Here is a 16,388-nt window from a genome sequence, read left to right as displayed (position 1 = left end):
ATCGTTTCCGGGGGAGCGTAACAAGTCACGAGTCGTCAGCTATAACGGTTTGCGGGCCGGCTCTATGGGGGCTTGCCAGATCACCGCAGCGCTCGTCGCTTCGGTTCAGGCACGGAGGGGTTTACCACATGCGGGTTCTCAAGTTGGCAGGCGCTGTCAGCATGACGGCGGTTGCTGTCCTGTGTTCGTCACTCGTCGGCGCAGGTCAGGCAGTTGCAGCGCCGTTGTATCCGACGCCTATCGCCGACGGCTTCTACTCTCCGCCAGTGGATCTCGATGCGCTTGCACCGGGCGACGTGATCTCGAGCCGCCCGATGCCCCCGCCCCCCGGATTCTTCGGCGTCGACGTGTGGCAGCTGAATTTCCGCTCCACCAATTCGGCCGGCGATCCCATCGCCGCAATCAATACCGTGTTGGTTCCGCAAAACAAAGCACCCAACGGGCCGGTGCTTTCCTACCAACACATCATCAATGCTCTCGGTCTCGAATGTGCACCTTCACAAGCGCTGTGGACGAACGACCCCAATCTCCAGATTCGTGAAGCACCCGCACTGAATGCAGTACTGCAGCGCGGCTGGACCGTCGTCATCGCCGATCACCTCGGACCCAACAGCGCTTACGGCGCCGCCAGGCTCGGCGGACAGATCGTGCTGGACAGCATTCGCGCCACTCAGCGCTTCGATCCCATCCAGGTTCAGCAGAGCCCGGTTGCGTTGGCCGGCTACTCCGGTGGCGGAATGGCCACAGCATGGGCAGCTGCGCTTCAGAACGACTACGCACCCGAGCTGAACATCGTCGGCAGCGCGAACGGTGGTGCTCCGATGAACCTCGAGCGCATGGCCCGAGATCTCGGTTTCGCCCCGCACCCCATGTTCGGTCTGGCGTTCGCTGCCGCGCTCGGAATCGAGCGCGAGTACCCCACCCGCATCCCGATCAGCTCTCAGCTCAACCCGCTCGGCAAGCAGATCGAGAGCCAGATCCAGAACGGGTGCACCAACGACATCATCGCGGCAGGCGCAGGCAAGAGCGCCATGGAGGTCGCTGGCACGCTGGACCTGATCAGCAGCCCGGAAGCGATTGCCGCCGTCAACGACAACAGCGTCGAGCTGTACCCCGGCGTACCGAAAGCACCGTACTTCGAGTGGCACAGCCCCTCCGATGCGTTGATCCCGGTCAGCGCCATCGACAACACGATTGCCCGGTACTGCCGCGCCGGAGTACTGGTGACCGAGGTGAAGGTGCCCAGCAACGATCACCTGACTGCTGCAGTGCTCGGTCTTCCGCAGGCACTCGAATGGATCGACCAGCGATTCGCCGGTGTACCGGCGACGTCCACCTGCTGATCGGGACGTCCGACCCCGGCACATGATCGACGCTTCGATGGGTCGGTTAGGCTAACCTCGCTAAGTTCCGTTGCGAGGAGACCCCATGAAGAAGTCCGTCCAGCTCGTCGTCGCCGGTGCCTCGGTTCTGGCGCTGGCCGTCGGCTGCTCGTCCACCGACGAGCCCGAACCCACCGGTAGCTCCGGAAGCGCCGAGGGATTCCCGGTCACCATCGATCACCGATTCGGTGAGACGGTCATCGACACCGAGCCCACCCGCGTCGTGACGATCGGGTTCAACGAGCAGGACTTCGCCCTCGCGCTCGGCGTCAAGCCCGTCGCGACCCGCGGCAACCTCAGCTACGACTACCGGCAGCGCCCATGGGCCCAGGAAGCGTTGGGCGGTACCGAGATTCCCGAGGTCGGCAGCACCGATCTCAACCTCGAGCAGATCGCCGCGCAGGCACCCGACCTGATCCTCGGCCCGTACTCCTTCATCGACCAGGGCCAGTACGACCAGCTCTCCGGGATGGCCCCGACGATCGCCGACATCGGCGGCTACGACAACGTGCCCGCCGCGACGTGGCAGCAGGAGTTCGCCGTCGTCGGCGAAGCACTCGGCAAGCAGCAGGAAGCACGGGACCAGACGGCCACGCTCGAGCAGAAGTTCGCCGACACCGAGGCCGAGAATCCTCAGTTCACCGGCAAGTCACTGTCTCTCGCGTTCGTCATGGACGACGGCAGCTACCTGCTGCTCGGCAAGGACGACATCCGCGCCCTGTTCTTCACCGACCTCGGCTTCGAGATTCCCGACGCCTCCGAGACCATCAGTCCCGAGAACCTCGACCGACTCGACACCGACGTCCTTGTCATCGCCGGCCAGAGCCGCGAGCAGCTGCAGGCCAACCCGATCATCGCCGCACTCGACGTCGTCGAGCAGGATCGAACCGTCTACATCGGCTCGTTCAGCACCGATCTGCCCTCGGCCCTGGGATATTCGAGTCCGCTCTCCCTGGACTACGCCATCGACGGATTCACCCCGATGCTCGCAGCGGCGACCGACGACGACCCGTCCACGGTGGTCCCGGACGCTTAACCGGATTGTGCGAACTGCGTCCGATGCAGCTCCTCGTAGCGGCCGCCCGCGGCGAGGAGCTCGTCGTGCGTGCCTCGCTCGGCTACTCGCCCGTCCTCGATCACCAGGATCACATCGGCTGCCCTGATGGTCGAGAGCCGGTGCGCGATGACCACCGACGTCTTTCCTTCCAACGCCTCGGCCAACGCAGCCTGCACGGCGGCCTCGGACGTCGAATCCAGTGACGCCGTTGCCTCGTCGAGAATGACGACTCGTGGTTGCGCGATCAGCAACCGGGCGATCGTCAGGCGCTGACGCTCACCGCCGGAGAGTCGGTACCCTCGCTCGCCGACGACGGTGTCCAGGCCGTCGGGCAGCGATCGCACGAGGTCGGCCAGCCGCGCCCTCGACAGCGCATCCCACAGTTCGTCGTCGGTTGCCTCGGGCCGAGGCAACAACAGATTCGACCGGATGCTCTCGTGGAACAGGTGACCGTCCTGGGTCACCATTCCCACTGTGCCGCGGACGGATTCGGCCGTCAGGTCTCGCACGTCGACTCCGCCGAGCCGGACCGCACCGCCGTCGACGTCGTACAGCCGTGCGATCAATTGTGCGATCGTGGACTTGCCCGCACCGGACGTACCGACCAGCGCGACCATTTGGCCGGGTTCGGCTCGGAACGAGACGCCGTGCAGCACTTCCTCTCCCCCTCGTGAATCCAGGGTCGCGACCTCCTCGAGGGAGGCGAGCGAGACCTTGTCCGCAGACGGGTACGCGAACCGAACGTCGTCGAGCTCGACGGCCACCGGCCCCGGCGGCAGAGTCTGTGCGTCCGGCTTGTCCGCGATGAGTGGAACCAGATCGAGCACCTCGAATACCCGCTCGAAACTCACCAGTGCGCTCATGATCTCCACCCGAGCACTTGCCAGCGCAGTCAGCGGGGAATACAGGCGAGCCAGCAGAAGAGACAGTGCCACAACCGAACCCGGGTCGAGCGTCCCCCGCAGGGCGTAGAAGCCGCCGAGCCCGTACACCACGGCCAGGGCCAGTGCCGAGACGAGAGTCAGCGCCGTCACGAACACCGTCTGCACCATGGCGCTGCGTACACCGATGTCTCGGACGCGCTTGGCGCGCACCGCGAACTCGACCGATTCCTGTTCGGGATGACCGAACAGTTTCACCAGTGTTGCTCCCGGTGCCGAGAATCGTTCGGTCATCTGCGTACTCATCGCCGAATTGTGCGCTGCCGCTTCACGTTGCAACCGCGCGAGGCGTCGACCCATCCGGCGAGCGGGAAGCACGAACACCGGAAGCAGAATCAATGCCAGAAGCGTGATCTGCCAGGAGATCCCGATCATCACCACCAGGGTCAGCACCAACGTCACCAGGTTGCTGACGACCCCGGACAGCGTGGTGCTGAATGCGCGCTGCGCTCCGATGACGTCGTTGTTGAGTCGACTCACCAGCGCACCGGTGCGGGTTCGGGTGAAGAACGCGATCGGCATGCGCTGCACGTGATCGAACACCGCGGTCCGCAGATCCAGGATCAAGCTCTCGCCGATGTTCGACGAGAGCCACCGATTGATCAGACCGACCACGGCGTCCACCAGAGCGATGGCCGCGATCGCAACGGCGAGCCACACCACCACCCGCAGCTCGCGCCCGTCGACGATGGCGTTGACCACCCGGCCGGCCAACACCGGCGTGGCCACGGCGAGAACGGCCAGGGCCACGCTGAGCACCAGGAACCCACCGAGGGCACGGCGATGCGGCGCAGCGAACGTCAGGATCCTGCGGGCCGTCACCTTCGAGAACGACGACTGAGTGTCCGGCCTGTTCATCGTGCGATACATCTGGTTCCAGGCGGTCATCTCCATGCTCATGTCATCAACCTCATGTCACCAACGTAGAACCTCGACATAGGTCGAGGTCAAGTGCGGATCCCCTTACCGACCTCAACTGCACCGAACTCACGCCGCCACGGTTGCGGCCGTCGGCTCCAGGGCGAGCGCGATGATGTCGGCGACGTCGGTCATCGGGCGAACATCCAACGCCTCCAACACCTCTGCGGGCACATCGTCCAGATCCGGTTCGTTGCGCGCCGGTATGAACACCGTCGTCAGGCCCGCCCGCTGCGCAGCCAACAATTTCTGCTTCACCCCGCCGATCGGCAGCACCCGACCGTTCAGCGTGACCTCACCGGTCATGCCGACATCCGAGCGCACCGGCCGTCCGGTAGCCATCGACACCAGGGCCGTCACCATCGTCACGCCCGCCGACGGACCGTCCTTCGGCACCGCGCCCGCCGGAACGTGCACGTGGATGCTGCGGTCGAGAGATTCCTGCGTTACGCCGAATCGTGCCGCGTGCGAGCGCACGTAGGACAGTGCGATCTGCGCGGACTCCTTCATCACGTCGCCGAGTTGACCGGTGAGCTTGAGACCCGGATCGCCATCGGTCGATGCAGCCTCGATGAACAGCACGTCGCCGCCGAGTCCGGTGACCGCCAGACCCGTTGCCACACCCGGCACTTCGGTGCGCTCGTGCGCCTCGGGGGTGAAGCGCGGACGACCGAGGTAGGTCACCAGGTCCGGCTCGTCGATGGACAGAACCTCGGTTGTGCCCACCAACTTCGTCGCGACCTTGCGCAGCGCCTTGGCCAGCAGGCGTTCGAGCTGGCGCACTCCCGGCTCACGGGTGTACTCGGCCGCGATCGTGCGCAACGCGGCGTCGGTGACCGTCACCTCCTCGGATGTGATTGCCGCCCTGTCCATCTGACGAGGGAGCAGGTAGTTCCGGGCGATGACGACCTTGTCGTCCTCGGTGTAGCCGTCGATGGTCACCAGTTCCATCCGGTCGAGCAACGGGCCGGGAATCTGGTCGATCACGTTGGCGGTGGCGAGGAACACCACGTCGGACAGGTCGAGATCCAGATCGAGGTAGTGATCACGGAATGTGTGATTCTGCGCCGGGTCGAGCACCTCGAGCAGAGCGGCGCTGGGGTCGCCGCGATAGTCCGAACCGACCTTGTCGATCTCGTCCAGCAGAACAACGGGATTCATCGATCCCGCCTCACCGATGGCCCGCACGATCCGGCCCGGCAACGCACCGACGTACGTACGACGGTGCCCGCGGATCTCGGCCTCGTCCCGGACGCCGCCGAGAGCGACGCGCACGAACTTCCGACCGAGCGCACGGGCCACCGACTCACCGAGCGAGGTCTTGCCGACTCCGGGCGGGCCCGCGAGCACCATGACGGCACCGGACCCACGCCCACCGACCGACTGCAGACCACGTTCGGAGCGACGCGCTCGGACGGCCAGGTACTCGACGATCCGATCCTTCACGTCGTCGAGTCCGTGGTGGTCGGCATCGAGAACCGCACGTGCAGAATCGATGTCGTTGTTGTCGGTGGTGGTGTTGTTCCACGGCAGATCGAGCACGGTGTCGAGCCACGTGCGGATCCAACCCGACTCCGGGCTCTGATCGCTGGCCCGTTCCAGTTTGCCGACCTCACGCAGCGCCTGTTCGCGCACCTTCTCGGGCAGGTCCGCAGCCTCGACACGGCCGCGGTAGTCGTCGGCACCGTCGGGCTCGTCCTCACCGAGTTCCTTGCGGATGGCCGCCAACTGCTGCCGGAGCAGGAATTCCTTCTGGGTCTTCTCCATGCCCTCGCGGACATCGCCGGAGATCTTGTCGTTGACCTCGACCTCGGCGAGATTGGCCCTGGTCCACTCGATGAGGGACGTCAGACGCGTTGCCACGTCCGGTGTTTCGAGAAGGTCCCGCTTCTGCACGTCGGTGAGATACGACGCGTAGCCGGCGGTATCGGCGATCGCGCCCGGGTCGGTGAGCTTGTTGACCGAGTCGATCACCTGCCAGGCGTCGCGACGTTGCAACATCGCCACCACGAGCTGCTTGTATTCGGCAGCAAGGGCTTTGAGGTCATCGCCTGCGGCCTCGTCCGGTACGGGTTCGGCTTCCACCCAGAGGGCAGCGCCGGGTCCGCTGACGCCGTGGCCTATGTGGGCGCGGCGGCCGGCCTTGATGACCGCGGCCGGACGGCCGTCGGCCAGGCGTCCCATCTGCACGATCGTGGCGAGAACGCCGTACGCGGCATAGCGGTCTTCGAGACGCGGCGCGACGAGCAACGTGTCATCGTTGCTCGCCTTCGCCGCGTCGACGGCGGCGCGCGCAGCCTCGTCGAGCTCGACGGGCACCACCATTCCGGGCAGGACGATCGGGTCGGTCAGAAAAAGCACGGGGACACGAACGGTTTCGGTCACTTCTCCTCCAAAAGATTGAGCTATTGGGGCTCAACTTCGAAAGCAGTAGTGATGTTCCCTTCGGTGTCCACTGTTCTCCGTGGGCAGAACGCCGACCGTCCAGACCTGCTACTTCAGCGCGCTGACCAGCTTCTCGGCGAGAGGACGCGTCGACGCCGGGTTCTGACCCGTGTAGAGGTTGCGGTCGACGACGACGTTGGGTGCCCAGGCATCGACGGAATCGAACTTCGCGCCGTTCTCGCGCAGCCGGGTTTCGAGCAGCCACGGGGCCTTCTCGGCGAGACCGGCCTGGGTCTCTTCCTCGTCGGTGAATCCGGTGAGCTCGTACCCGTCGAATGCCCAGGTTCCGTCACTGCGGACGGCAGGAAGAAGGGCTGCCGGTGCGTGGCACACCGCGGACACCACCTTGTTCGAGTCGAGGAAGTCGACAACCAGTGCACCGAAGCTCTCGGAGACGGCGAGGTCTTCCATCGGTCCGTGACCGCCGGGAACGAAGACGACGTCGAAGTCCGACGCCTTCTGCTCCTCGAGCTTTGCGGGCGAGGACAGGATCGACTCGATAGAGGCGAGGTAGCTCTTCTGATCCGCCACCTTCTCTTCGTCGCCGCCGTTGGCGTCGACCGCGAGGCTGCCCTGGTCGACGACCGGGGCCTTACCGCCCGGCGTGGCGACCGTGATGTCCCAGCCGGCATCGACGAACGTGCGATGGGACTCGACGAGCTCCTCGGCCCAGTATCCGGTGGGGTGCTTGCTTCCGTCGTTCAAGGTCCAGTGGTCGGCAGCGGTTACCGCGAACAGCAATGTAGTCATAGGCGAGGGATGCCACGCAGACCCGGGATCGAAACACCCGCTGGATCACCCCTCGCGCGTCGAACCGATCACCACAACGGCGTCGAGTGCTTCGGATTCCTCGATGCGACCGGTGAATCCGGCGTCGATCACGGTGTGCAGCGTCGAATACATCAGTGCTGCACTGGTTTCGACGAGGAGATGCCCGCCTGGGGCCAGCCATTGCGGCGCGTCGACGGCGACGCGACGATGAATCCCGGCACCGTCCGTACCGCCGTCGAGCGCGATGTGCGGCTCGTGGATCCGCGCCTCTCTCGGCATCAGCCCGATATCGCCGGTCGGGACGTAGGGAGCATTGACGACGATCGCGTCGAATCTGCCGTGCAGTTCCGGCGGCAGTGCGTCGTACAGGTCACCGCGGTGCACGTGACCGACCGGCACCGCGCCCCCGCCTGCATCGAGGTTGCGCCTGGCACACGCGACGGCGGCGGCGTCGATATCGGCGGCGTGCAATTCCATGACGCCACCGACCGACAGCCCTATTGCTCCAGAACCACAACACAGATCCAACAGCAGCGAAGGACGCAGCGCTGCAGCACATTCGACGAGAAACTCGGTACGGCGTCGCGGAACGAACACGCCCGGTTCGACGGCGATGCGTCGACCACAGAACGACACCCACCCGACAACGTGCTCGAGCGGTTCGCCGGCGATGCGGCGTGTGAGCATCTCTTGCAGCTGGGTCGGAGTGGACGCGGACTCGACGAGGATGTCGGCTTCCTCCTCGGCGAATACACACCCGGCAGCACGCAGCGAGGTCACCACCGCGTCGTACTCGAGTTCCGCCATGGACGGCCTCCTGAAATGCCGTGCGCCCAGCTGCTTCGTCGAAACACTGTAGCCCGGTATGTCGCAGGAGAGGAGAGTCCGATAAACGTGGATTCCACGGCCCATCGGATCTGCTCGGCCCTGGTAGGCACGCACGACGATGAAGTTTCGAGGCAGAACCGGCAGGTCGGCGCTGACGCGTCCGAGTCACTGGGTCTGAGGCTCGGGGCATTCAACCCAGCGATCGACCGGTCTGCTCCAGTGCTGCCTGGATGACTGCCAGCGATTTCGGACCGACACCGTGCAGTGTCTTCAGCTCGGCCGCGGGCACCCCGGCGAGATCGTCCAGGCACCGGTATCCCGCCGCGCGGAGTGCCCGAGACGCGGGATTTCCGGTGCCCTTCGGAAATTCCGCATGTTCGTCGGCTTCTGCTCTGCTCACGGGCACAGTCTAAAACAGACCGGTAGCCTGGCGGCGTGCCCGAAACCAAGCAGAGACGCGTTGTCATCACCGGTGCGAACACCGGTATCGGCTACTACACCGCCTTGGAGTTGGCGAAGCGAGGCGACCACGTGACGCTCGCGTGCCGCAACAAGGACAAGGCCGATGCCGCCGCGGCCAAAATTTCGGCGGAGGCACCCAACGGAACCGTCGACACCGCCACCCTGAATCTCGCCGACCTGGCCTCGGTTCGTGAGTACGCCGCGTCGGCACCGGAGTCGATCGACGTGCTGATCAACAACGCCGGCGTCATGATGCCTGCGTTGCGAACCGAGACGGCGGACGGGTTCGAGCTCCAGCTCGGCACCAATCATCTCGGCCACTTCGCCTTGACCGGCCTGCTGTTCCCCAAGCTCGCTGCGAACGCCAAGATCACCACCATCGCTTCCGTCGCGCACCGGCAGGGCCCCAAGCTCGATTTCGACAATCTACAGCTCGAACGCGGATACAACCCCCAGCGTGGGTACGCGAACTCCAAGCTTGCGAACATTCTGTTCGCGCTCGAACTCCAGCGCCGGATCGACAAGGCCGGACTGAAGATCACCAGCAATGCCGCGCACCCAGGAATCTCGGCCACCGAGCTGTACTCGAGCCCAGACGGTTTGGGCAGCAACAAGATCCTGTCCACTCTCGCTCCGATCGGACTGAAGTTCTTTTCGCAATCCGCCAGTGCCGGAGCACGTCCCACGCTTTATGCGGTCGACGTTGCGGGTGGCGGCACGTACAGCGGCCCCAAGTCCTTGTTCGAAACGCGCGGTAAGCCGGGCCCGGCGAGCATGACCAAGACCGCACAGGACCCCGCTCTTGCTGCGAAGCTGTGGGACGCCAGCGAGAAGTTGACCGGAGTCGGCTACCCGTTCTGACGGGGAATCGTCACAGGGCGGGCGCGGGCAATGCTAGTCCGCGCTCGCTCATGACGGTGCGCAATCGGTCGGGGTAATCGGTGATCAGGCCGTCGACGCCCAGATCCATCAGCGCGCGCATGGTGTCGGGATCGTCGACGGTCCACGGGATCACTCGTATTCCGCGCTCGTGCGCGGAGTCCACCATGTCCTGGGTGACGTAGAGCTCGAAGTCGGGGTCGCCGACCTTCCCGCTCTGCGGGGTCCCCTGCACCGGTGAGTACGCCGACGCTCCGAACGAATCGATCGCGGCAATCGCATCTCCACCGAAATCGTCGACGTCGATTCCGCCCAGCCACGGCGACGCACCGTCCTGGCCCACCTGCAAGAAGTCGCCGTTGGTCAGCGCCACCACCGGCACCTCGGGTTCGGCGTCGCGGACCAGTTTCAGTGCGCCCCAATCGAAACTCTGCACGGTGACCCGGTCCAGCATGTCTGCGTCGCGGATGGTCGCCAGAACCGTGTCGACGAATTGCTCGCGCGGAGCAGTTTCGGTGGGGCTGCCCGCCTCGACCTTGGTTTCGACGTTCAGCTTCACATCCGGCGCTTCGGCCGACTTCACCAGATCCAACACCTCGGTGAGGGTCGGCATTCGAGCGCCGGGCACGCGTCGTTGCTCCGGGTAGTCCGTGAGAGGTAGGGCTCCGCAGTCGAGAGTGCGGATCTGCGCGAATGTCAGTGTATTCACGAACTTCCCGACGTACGGAAACTCGGGGTCCCCCGGTGTGAGCGCACCGGTATCGACGCACTTGCTGTCAGAGACCTTGCGGTCGTGGGTGACGATCGCGATGCCGTCCTCGGTGATCTGAGTATCCAATTCGAGGGCGCTCACCCCGAGTTGCAGTGCGTTGGTGAACGATTCGATGGTGCTCTCGGTGACCAAGCCGAGTCCGCCGCGGTGCGCCTGCAGATCGAACGAGCCGAGCGGGGTCGGGTCCGCTGCCGTGTCCGTTCCGCACCCCGTCAACACCGCGAGGGGAACGCACACCAGAGGCAAGAATCGACCGAATCGCATGCTCGACGAGGCTACGGAGAGTCGGTGTCCACCCGGGTCCCTCGCAGTGAACTCCCGGTACCCTGCAGGTAGACGGAGATCGGTATTCGCAGCGTCGCAACATCTTTCGATGTTCTGCGAGCGAGAAGAACGATCCAGCAAGCACATCCCGAACAATCTGGGCAACAGCAGGATCCAGTAAACCTCGTGGACGTCGCCTACGACCGTGATGTGCGGGTCGACTTCCACGCCCTCGTCCCGCTGGATGAATTCGCCGTCGGATGTTCGGGTCTGGACACCGATCGATTGGTCAGCAGGCTCAGTGAGTTGGGCCCTACATCGACTCGAGCACCGTTCGATTTCCGCCGTTCGCCTTCGCCCGGTACATGAGGGAGTCCGCCGCGCGTGTGACGTCGTTGACCACGTCGACCCCTGATGTCCACGCGTCGGAATCGGGAGCGATCACGATTGCGCCTGCGCTCACTGTCACCGGTATCGGATCCGAGCAATCCGTCAGAGTGCCACTCACCTCGAGTACCAGTTCACACAGTTGTTCTGCCTCGCCGACGAGGACGGCCACGAACTCCTCGCCCCCGGTTCTCGCCACCACGCCCGATTTCCCGAGGTGACCGTGGAGACGGTCGGCAACGAGGACGATGACGGCATCACCCTGATCGTGTCCGTAGCGATCGTTGACGCTCTTGAACCGATCGATGTCGACCAGAACGAGAACGAATGCCAACCGCTCGCCGCGAGCGACCGACCACAGATCCTCGATGGCGTTCTGCAGTCCGCGTCTGTTCTTCATCCGTGTCAGCGGATCGATCTCGGATTGCCGTGCATCCTCGCAGACCAGCGACCAGGCGATCTGGGCGAAGATCGGGACACCCGACGTCGCACCTCCGGCGACGAGGACTGCGGCGATCGCATCCCACGGACCCCACAATCCCTGTACGTACGCGGCCGCCCCGATGTAGACGATCACCAGATTGGCGAACACGAGGTGCGCTACGAGCAGCCTCGGTCCGAGAAAGAAGGTGCACATCGACCCTGTCAGCGCGAAGAGGAACGTGCCGATCAGCGCCGACGTGGGTACATCGAGAAGAATCACCGACGCCAGACCGACATCGCCGAATACCAGGAAAGTCACCACCTGCCACTTGCGGTCCGGCAGCGGCCCGAACAGCAGATACACGATGGCGGCGCACTGCAGAACCAGGATGAAGATCACGTAGGCAACCGGACCCGATCCGGTCGGCCCGTTCGGTGAGGCCAGCATCAGCATCGACACGGCGGCGTACAGAGCCACACAGCTCGCGAACACGACTCGGATCAATCGGTGCAGCGGACGAGTCGACTTGTGCACGAAAATCCAGTCGAAATCGTGCGGAGCAGCGAACCAATGGCGGATGACCTGAGCCGCACTGGGTTGCGGACCGAGCGGTGGAACGGTGATGCTCGAGATCGATCTCGGCGACGAGACGGTGGTCGACCGTTTGCGGTGGCGACTACGTGTCTCGCCGTGTATCCGCCCCGAACGTGGTCGTAGGGACGCATTCGTTCGCTCGCCGTGGCGCGATGCGGGCAATCGAGAGTCTTCGTGCATGTGGCTCCCCTTGTGAAACGAACTGCCCAGGTGCGAAAGCGTACCGATCATCGTTTCGGCTCGCCCGAAATCTCCTGATCCGGTCTCGCCCAGCCTGCGTAGCGCTCGACGGTCGCGTGCCCAACCGGTGTGGACGTCGGTGCTCCACACACAAAGGGAGACACCCACTACTGACGGCGGTCGGGGGCGACAGCAGTAGCGGGTGTCTCATTGGACATTCGCAGCACCTCGCAAGGCGGATGGGTACCGGATGAGAAATTCTTTCGAAGTTTTTCGTCGACCCGAGGCATAGCCTGTGACCATGCCTTTCACAGCAGCGAATCACTACGATTTCACCGGCGACGACATCACCGGGACCCTCGATGCCCATCGATCCGCCGGCGTCTGGGCGGCACAACTCGTTCTGAGCGGACAGACGCTCGAGTCCACCGATGTCACTCGATCCGACCTGGGTTTCGAGGTTCGCACCGTCGTCGAAAATCTGTCGGACGGCAACCGGACCCACCTGCTGGTCGTACTGCCACGCGTCACCATCGACTCCGACGACGGCCAACCGGCCACCTTCACCTCGTATGCGGTGCTGTACACGGTCCACGGTGGATCGACCGAGGTGCACGGTGCGGCCGAGTCCTACGACGTGCGGCTACTCCGCGGAACCGCGTTGCACGTATGACCATCGAGATTCTCACCCCACGTGAGGTTCCCCTCGGCGGTCCTCGGGCCTTGAAGGTCCGGCGCACGCTCCCCCAGCGACAGCGTTCACTGATCGGCGCGTGGTGCTTCGCCGACCACTACGGCCCCGACACGTCGTCGATGGACGTACCGCCGCATCCGCACACCGGACTCCAGACCGTCAGCTGGCTGTTCTCCGGCGAGATCGAGCATCGCGACAGCGTCGGATCGCATGCCATGGTGCGGCCCGGAGAGCTGAACCTGATGACGGCCGGCTACGGCATCAGTCACTCCGAGACCTCCACCCCGCAGACCAAAATTCTGCACGGCATGCAACTGTGGGTGGCACTTCCAGCCCGATCTCGTTTCACCGAGCCGGCTTTCGAGCACTACGTGCCGCGGACTCACACGAGCCAGGGGCTGACCGCACGGGTATTTCTCGGCTCACTGCTCGGCGAGACCTCGCCGGTGGCCACGTTCACCCCACTCCTCGGAGTCGAGATCGTGCTCGACGCCGGAGCCCGCGTCACCCTCGACGTCGACCCGACGTTCGAGCACGGCGTCATCGTCGATCAGGGCACCGTGACGATGGACGAGACCGTCCTCGCCGCAGCCGAACTCGGTTATCGCGAACCGGGCGATTCGACGCTCGATCTGCACAATCCGACCCGAGAGCCGGTGCGGATGCTGCTGCTCGGTGGACCGCCGTTCGGGGAGCAGATCGTCATGTGGTGGAACTTCGTCGGCCGCAGCCACGAGGACGTCGTCGAGTATCGGGCCGCCTACGAGCGCGGCAGCGAGCAGTTCGGCACCGTCGAGGGCTATCCGGGATCTCGACTGCACGCACCTGCGCTACCCAACAGTCGGATGCAACCGCGCGGCTGAATTGTCCTGCTGTGCAGCACGAGCCGTGGGCAGTACCCGTTTGATGACGTCGGTGAGCGTGACGATGCCGAGGAACTGTCCGTCGGTCTCGACAACCGCGAGCTGAACGCTGCGGTTGCGCATCTGCCGTAGCAACTCGTACACCGGTGTCGATCCGTCGACCGAGTAGGCCTCCCGTGCGTAGTCGGCGGCGGGTTCCTCGGCGGCTGCCAGCAACGTGTCGCGCACGTGCACGACACCGGGCGTCGCGCCTGCGCTGTCGGTGAGCAGTACCCGCAGGTGACCGGACCGCAGCGCCGCGGCCTGCACGTCGGACACCGTGGCACCGTGCGGAACCGACGTCGCCTTGGAGTCGGGCACCGTGATCTTCTCGACGGTCAGCGTCTCGAGTTCGATCACCCGGGTGATCTGGGTTTGCAGTTCCGGTTCCAGTACGCCGACCTGCGACGAGTACTCGACGAGGTTGCGGATGGTCTCGGCGTCGCGGCCGCCGACCGCAGCGTTCTCGACCGGCTCCACTCCCGACCGTTGGACGAGCGTGTTGGCGATCTTGTTGACCCACACCAGGAACAGCCGGAAGGGGCGGATGAACGCCCGAGACGGCAACCCGATGATGGTGGCAGCGAGTTCGGGGTGTGCGATGGCCCAGGATTTCGGGGCCATCTCACCGATCACCAGATGCAGAAACGTCACGAGCAACAGCGACAGCGCGAACGCGGCGGTTCCGGCCAACCATCCCGGCACACCCCACGAGGTGAACACCGGGCCCAGCCAGGAATCGACGGCAGGCTTGGTGACGGCACCGAGAGCGAAGGTGCAGGCAGTGATGCCGAGCTGCGCGCCTGCCAGCATGATCGTCAACTCGTTCATTCCGCGCAGCGCGGCCCGAACCGATCGGCTCGTGCCTGCCTTCTCCTCCAGTCGATGCCTACGGGCACCGAGCAGCGCGAACTCGATGACGACGAAGAACGCACTCAGCGCGATGAGCAGTACCGTCACCGCGACGACGACCCACGCGTTCATCGCTCCGCGTCCTCGTCCGACTCCGACGACGCCTCGCTGCCGTCCGGCGAGTTCTCGTGCAGTCTGATTCTCAGCTCACTCGGCACGTGCCGGTCCACCTCGAGCACCTCGACTTCCAGGGACGGACGCGGCGGTTCGTCTTCCATCAGATCGGCTCCGAACACCGCGAGATCGATACGAACGGTGTCTCCGACCTCGGGCAGATTCCCGCCCTCCGCGATGAGCAGGCCGGCGAGCGTCTCGTAATCGCCTCGCGGCAACAGCATGTCGCGACCGATCGTGCGTTCGACCTCGTCGACGTGGACGTCGCCGTCCATGAGCCACACTCCGTCTTCCTGATCGTGCACGCCTGCGATGTCCTCGTCGTCGTGCTCGTCGGTGATCTCGCCGACCAATTCCTCGGCGAGATCCTCGATGGTGAGCACCCCGGCGAATCCGCCGTACTCGTCGATGACGCACGCCAGTTCGTTCTTGGTGCTGGACAACAACTCCAGGGCATCTTCGAGTGGCATGAGCTCCGGCACGATCAGCGGTGCCCGCATGATCTCGGTGACCGGCCGCGTGTCGTCGGGCGCAGCGGCCATCACCTCGGCCAGCTGCACCACACCGATCGGCTCCTCACGGTCGCCGATCACCGGATACCGGGTGTGCGCACGCACCATCCGCGCCCGCATCTCACCGATGGCAGTGGTGGGCGTGACCGCATCCACCCGAGTGCGAGGAATCATCGCGTGTGCGACATCGCGCTCGGGAAAGTCCAGGATGCGATCGAGCAGCAACGAGAGGTCCTCGGTCAGATCCCCGCTCGCGCGGGAGTCTTCGATGATGCTCTCCAGATCCTTCGCAGTGGCGCTGCTGTCCACGTCGTGCACCGGCTCGACTCGCAGCAGACGCAACATCGCGTTGGAGGATTTGTCGAAGAAGGTGATCAGCCAACCGAAGGCAGCCAGGTAGATGAGCGTCGAGCGGGCAAGGCGTCGGGACAGCGGATCGGGACTGGCGATGGCGAGATTCTTCGGATACAGCTCGCCGAAGATCATCTGCACGACGGTGGCGAGCACGAGAGCGCCAACCGTGCCGATGGAAATGCCCACCGCGATGGGCACTCCGGCACTGCTGAGCAGCTCGCCCAGCGATTCTCCGATGAACGGCTCGGCCACGTATCCGACCATCAGACCGGTGACGGTGATGCCCAGCTGCGCGCCCGACAGCATGAACGACGTGCGCTTGGTGACCTTCAGTGCCCGCTCGGCCGACGCGTCGCCCTTCTCGGCACCGGTACGCAGCGTCGCCCGGTCGACGGACATGTAAGCGAACTCCTGGGCGACGAAGTACCCGTTGGCCGCGATGATCGCGGCGGTGAGTACGAAGCCGAGGAGCAAGGAAAGCAGCGCGGTGATCACCATACGATCACGCGAGAACCAACGGCCGGAGCAGCGGCCACGGGTGGCCGAAAGAAGTCTATGGAGTGCACAGTGCGCTCGACGCCTCCGGTGTCAGAGAA

General features: G+C 64.8%; 14 protein-coding genes. 5 read left to right on the top strand and 9 right to left on the bottom strand.

Features of this window, described 5'->3' with window-relative positions:
- Positions 1-128: 128 nt before the first annotated feature.
- On the top strand, positions 129-1,343 hold the full coding sequence (locus QM615_RS07915; RefSeq protein WP_068048673.1) for a lipase family protein: 1,215 nt from the start codon (positions 129-131) through the stop codon (positions 1,341-1,343).
- 85 nt (positions 1,344-1,428) lie between these two features.
- On the top strand, positions 1,429-2,418 hold the full coding sequence (locus QM615_RS07910) for an iron-siderophore ABC transporter substrate-binding protein (protein ID WP_149406864.1): 990 nt from the start codon (positions 1,429-1,431) through the stop codon (positions 2,416-2,418).
- On the opposite strand, the gene QM615_RS07905 is transcribed toward QM615_RS07910, so the two are convergent.
- The 5 genes from QM615_RS07905 to QM615_RS07885 all read right to left on the bottom strand — a co-directional run bounded on the left by QM615_RS07905 (position 2,415) and on the right by QM615_RS07885 (position 8,742).
- On the bottom strand, positions 2,415-4,280 hold the full coding sequence (locus QM615_RS07905) for an ABC transporter ATP-binding protein (protein WP_149406863.1): 1,866 nt from the start codon (positions 4,278-4,280) through the stop codon (positions 2,415-2,417). The two genes, QM615_RS07910 and QM615_RS07905, sit on opposite strands and share 4 nt — an antisense overlap.
- An 87-nt stretch (positions 4,281-4,367) precedes the next feature.
- The gene (gene lon / locus QM615_RS07900; RefSeq protein ID WP_149406862.1) at positions 4,368-6,683 is read right to left on the bottom strand and encodes an endopeptidase La; all 2,316 of its coding nucleotides are present in this window, start codon (positions 6,681-6,683) and stop codon (positions 4,368-4,370) included.
- Between the two features lie 108 nt (positions 6,684-6,791).
- Positions 6,792-7,493 carry a type 1 glutamine amidotransferase domain-containing protein gene (locus QM615_RS07895; RefSeq protein ID WP_149406861.1) on the bottom strand — a complete coding sequence of 234 codons (702 nt, stop codon included), beginning with the start codon at positions 7,491-7,493 and terminating at the stop codon, positions 6,792-6,794.
- A gap of 45 nt (positions 7,494-7,538) precedes the next feature.
- The gene (locus QM615_RS07890; RefSeq protein ID WP_149406860.1) at positions 7,539-8,321 is read right to left on the bottom strand and encodes a putative protein N(5)-glutamine methyltransferase; all 783 of its coding nucleotides are present in this window, start codon (positions 8,319-8,321) and stop codon (positions 7,539-7,541) included.
- A gap of 211 nt (positions 8,322-8,532) precedes the next feature.
- Positions 8,533-8,742 carry a helix-hairpin-helix domain-containing protein gene (locus tag QM615_RS07885; protein WP_149406859.1) on the bottom strand — a complete coding sequence of 70 codons (210 nt, stop codon included), beginning with the start codon at positions 8,740-8,742 and terminating at the stop codon, positions 8,533-8,535.
- 35 nt (positions 8,743-8,777) lie between these two features.
- On the opposite strand from QM615_RS07885, the gene QM615_RS07880 reads away from it, so the two are divergent.
- The gene (locus tag QM615_RS07880) at positions 8,778-9,665 is read left to right on the top strand and encodes an oxidoreductase (protein WP_149406858.1); all 888 of its coding nucleotides are present in this window, start codon (positions 8,778-8,780) and stop codon (positions 9,663-9,665) included.
- 10 nt (positions 9,666-9,675) lie between these two features.
- Here the strand turns inward: QM615_RS07880 and QM615_RS07875 are convergent, their stop codons facing one another.
- Entirely contained in the window at positions 9,676-10,719 is a 1,044-nt protein-coding gene (locus QM615_RS07875; protein WP_149406857.1) for a glycerophosphodiester phosphodiesterase family protein, read from the bottom strand.
- Between the two features lie 313 nt (positions 10,720-11,032).
- Complete coding sequence (locus tag QM615_RS07870) at positions 11,033-12,064, bottom strand: GGDEF domain-containing protein (protein ID WP_188078734.1); 1,032 nt, start codon at positions 12,062-12,064, stop codon at positions 11,033-11,035.
- A gap of 541 nt (positions 12,065-12,605) precedes the next feature.
- On the opposite strand from QM615_RS07870, the gene QM615_RS07865 reads away from it, so the two are divergent.
- The gene (locus QM615_RS07865; protein WP_149406855.1) at positions 12,606-12,977 is read left to right on the top strand and encodes a hypothetical protein; all 372 of its coding nucleotides are present in this window, start codon (positions 12,606-12,608) and stop codon (positions 12,975-12,977) included.
- Complete coding sequence (locus tag QM615_RS07860) at positions 12,974-13,861, top strand: pirin family protein (RefSeq protein ID WP_149406854.1); 888 nt, start codon at positions 12,974-12,976, stop codon at positions 13,859-13,861. Before QM615_RS07865 ends, QM615_RS07860 begins: the two co-directional genes overlap by 4 nt.
- On the opposite strand, the gene QM615_RS07855 is transcribed toward QM615_RS07860, so the two are convergent.
- Both QM615_RS07855 and QM615_RS07850 read right to left on the bottom strand, forming a co-directional pair.
- Complete coding sequence (locus QM615_RS07855; RefSeq protein ID WP_149406853.1) at positions 13,829-14,884, bottom strand: hemolysin family protein; 1,056 nt, start codon at positions 14,882-14,884, stop codon at positions 13,829-13,831. The two genes, QM615_RS07860 and QM615_RS07855, sit on opposite strands and share 33 nt — an antisense overlap.
- On the bottom strand, positions 14,881-16,290 hold the full coding sequence (locus tag QM615_RS07850) for a hemolysin family protein (protein WP_223145655.1): 1,410 nt from the start codon (positions 16,288-16,290) through the stop codon (positions 14,881-14,883). The genes QM615_RS07855 and QM615_RS07850 overlap by 4 nt, the downstream gene beginning before the upstream one ends.
- Positions 16,291-16,388: the final 98 nt, after the last annotated feature.

This window comes from Rhodococcus sp. IEGM 1341, from assembly GCF_030056895.1.
Taxonomy (GTDB): Bacteria; Actinomycetota; Actinomycetes; order Mycobacteriales; family Mycobacteriaceae; genus Rhodococcoides.
The sequence above is the reverse complement of the archived record's forward strand: the minus strand, read 5'-3'. Positions and strand labels throughout refer to the sequence as shown.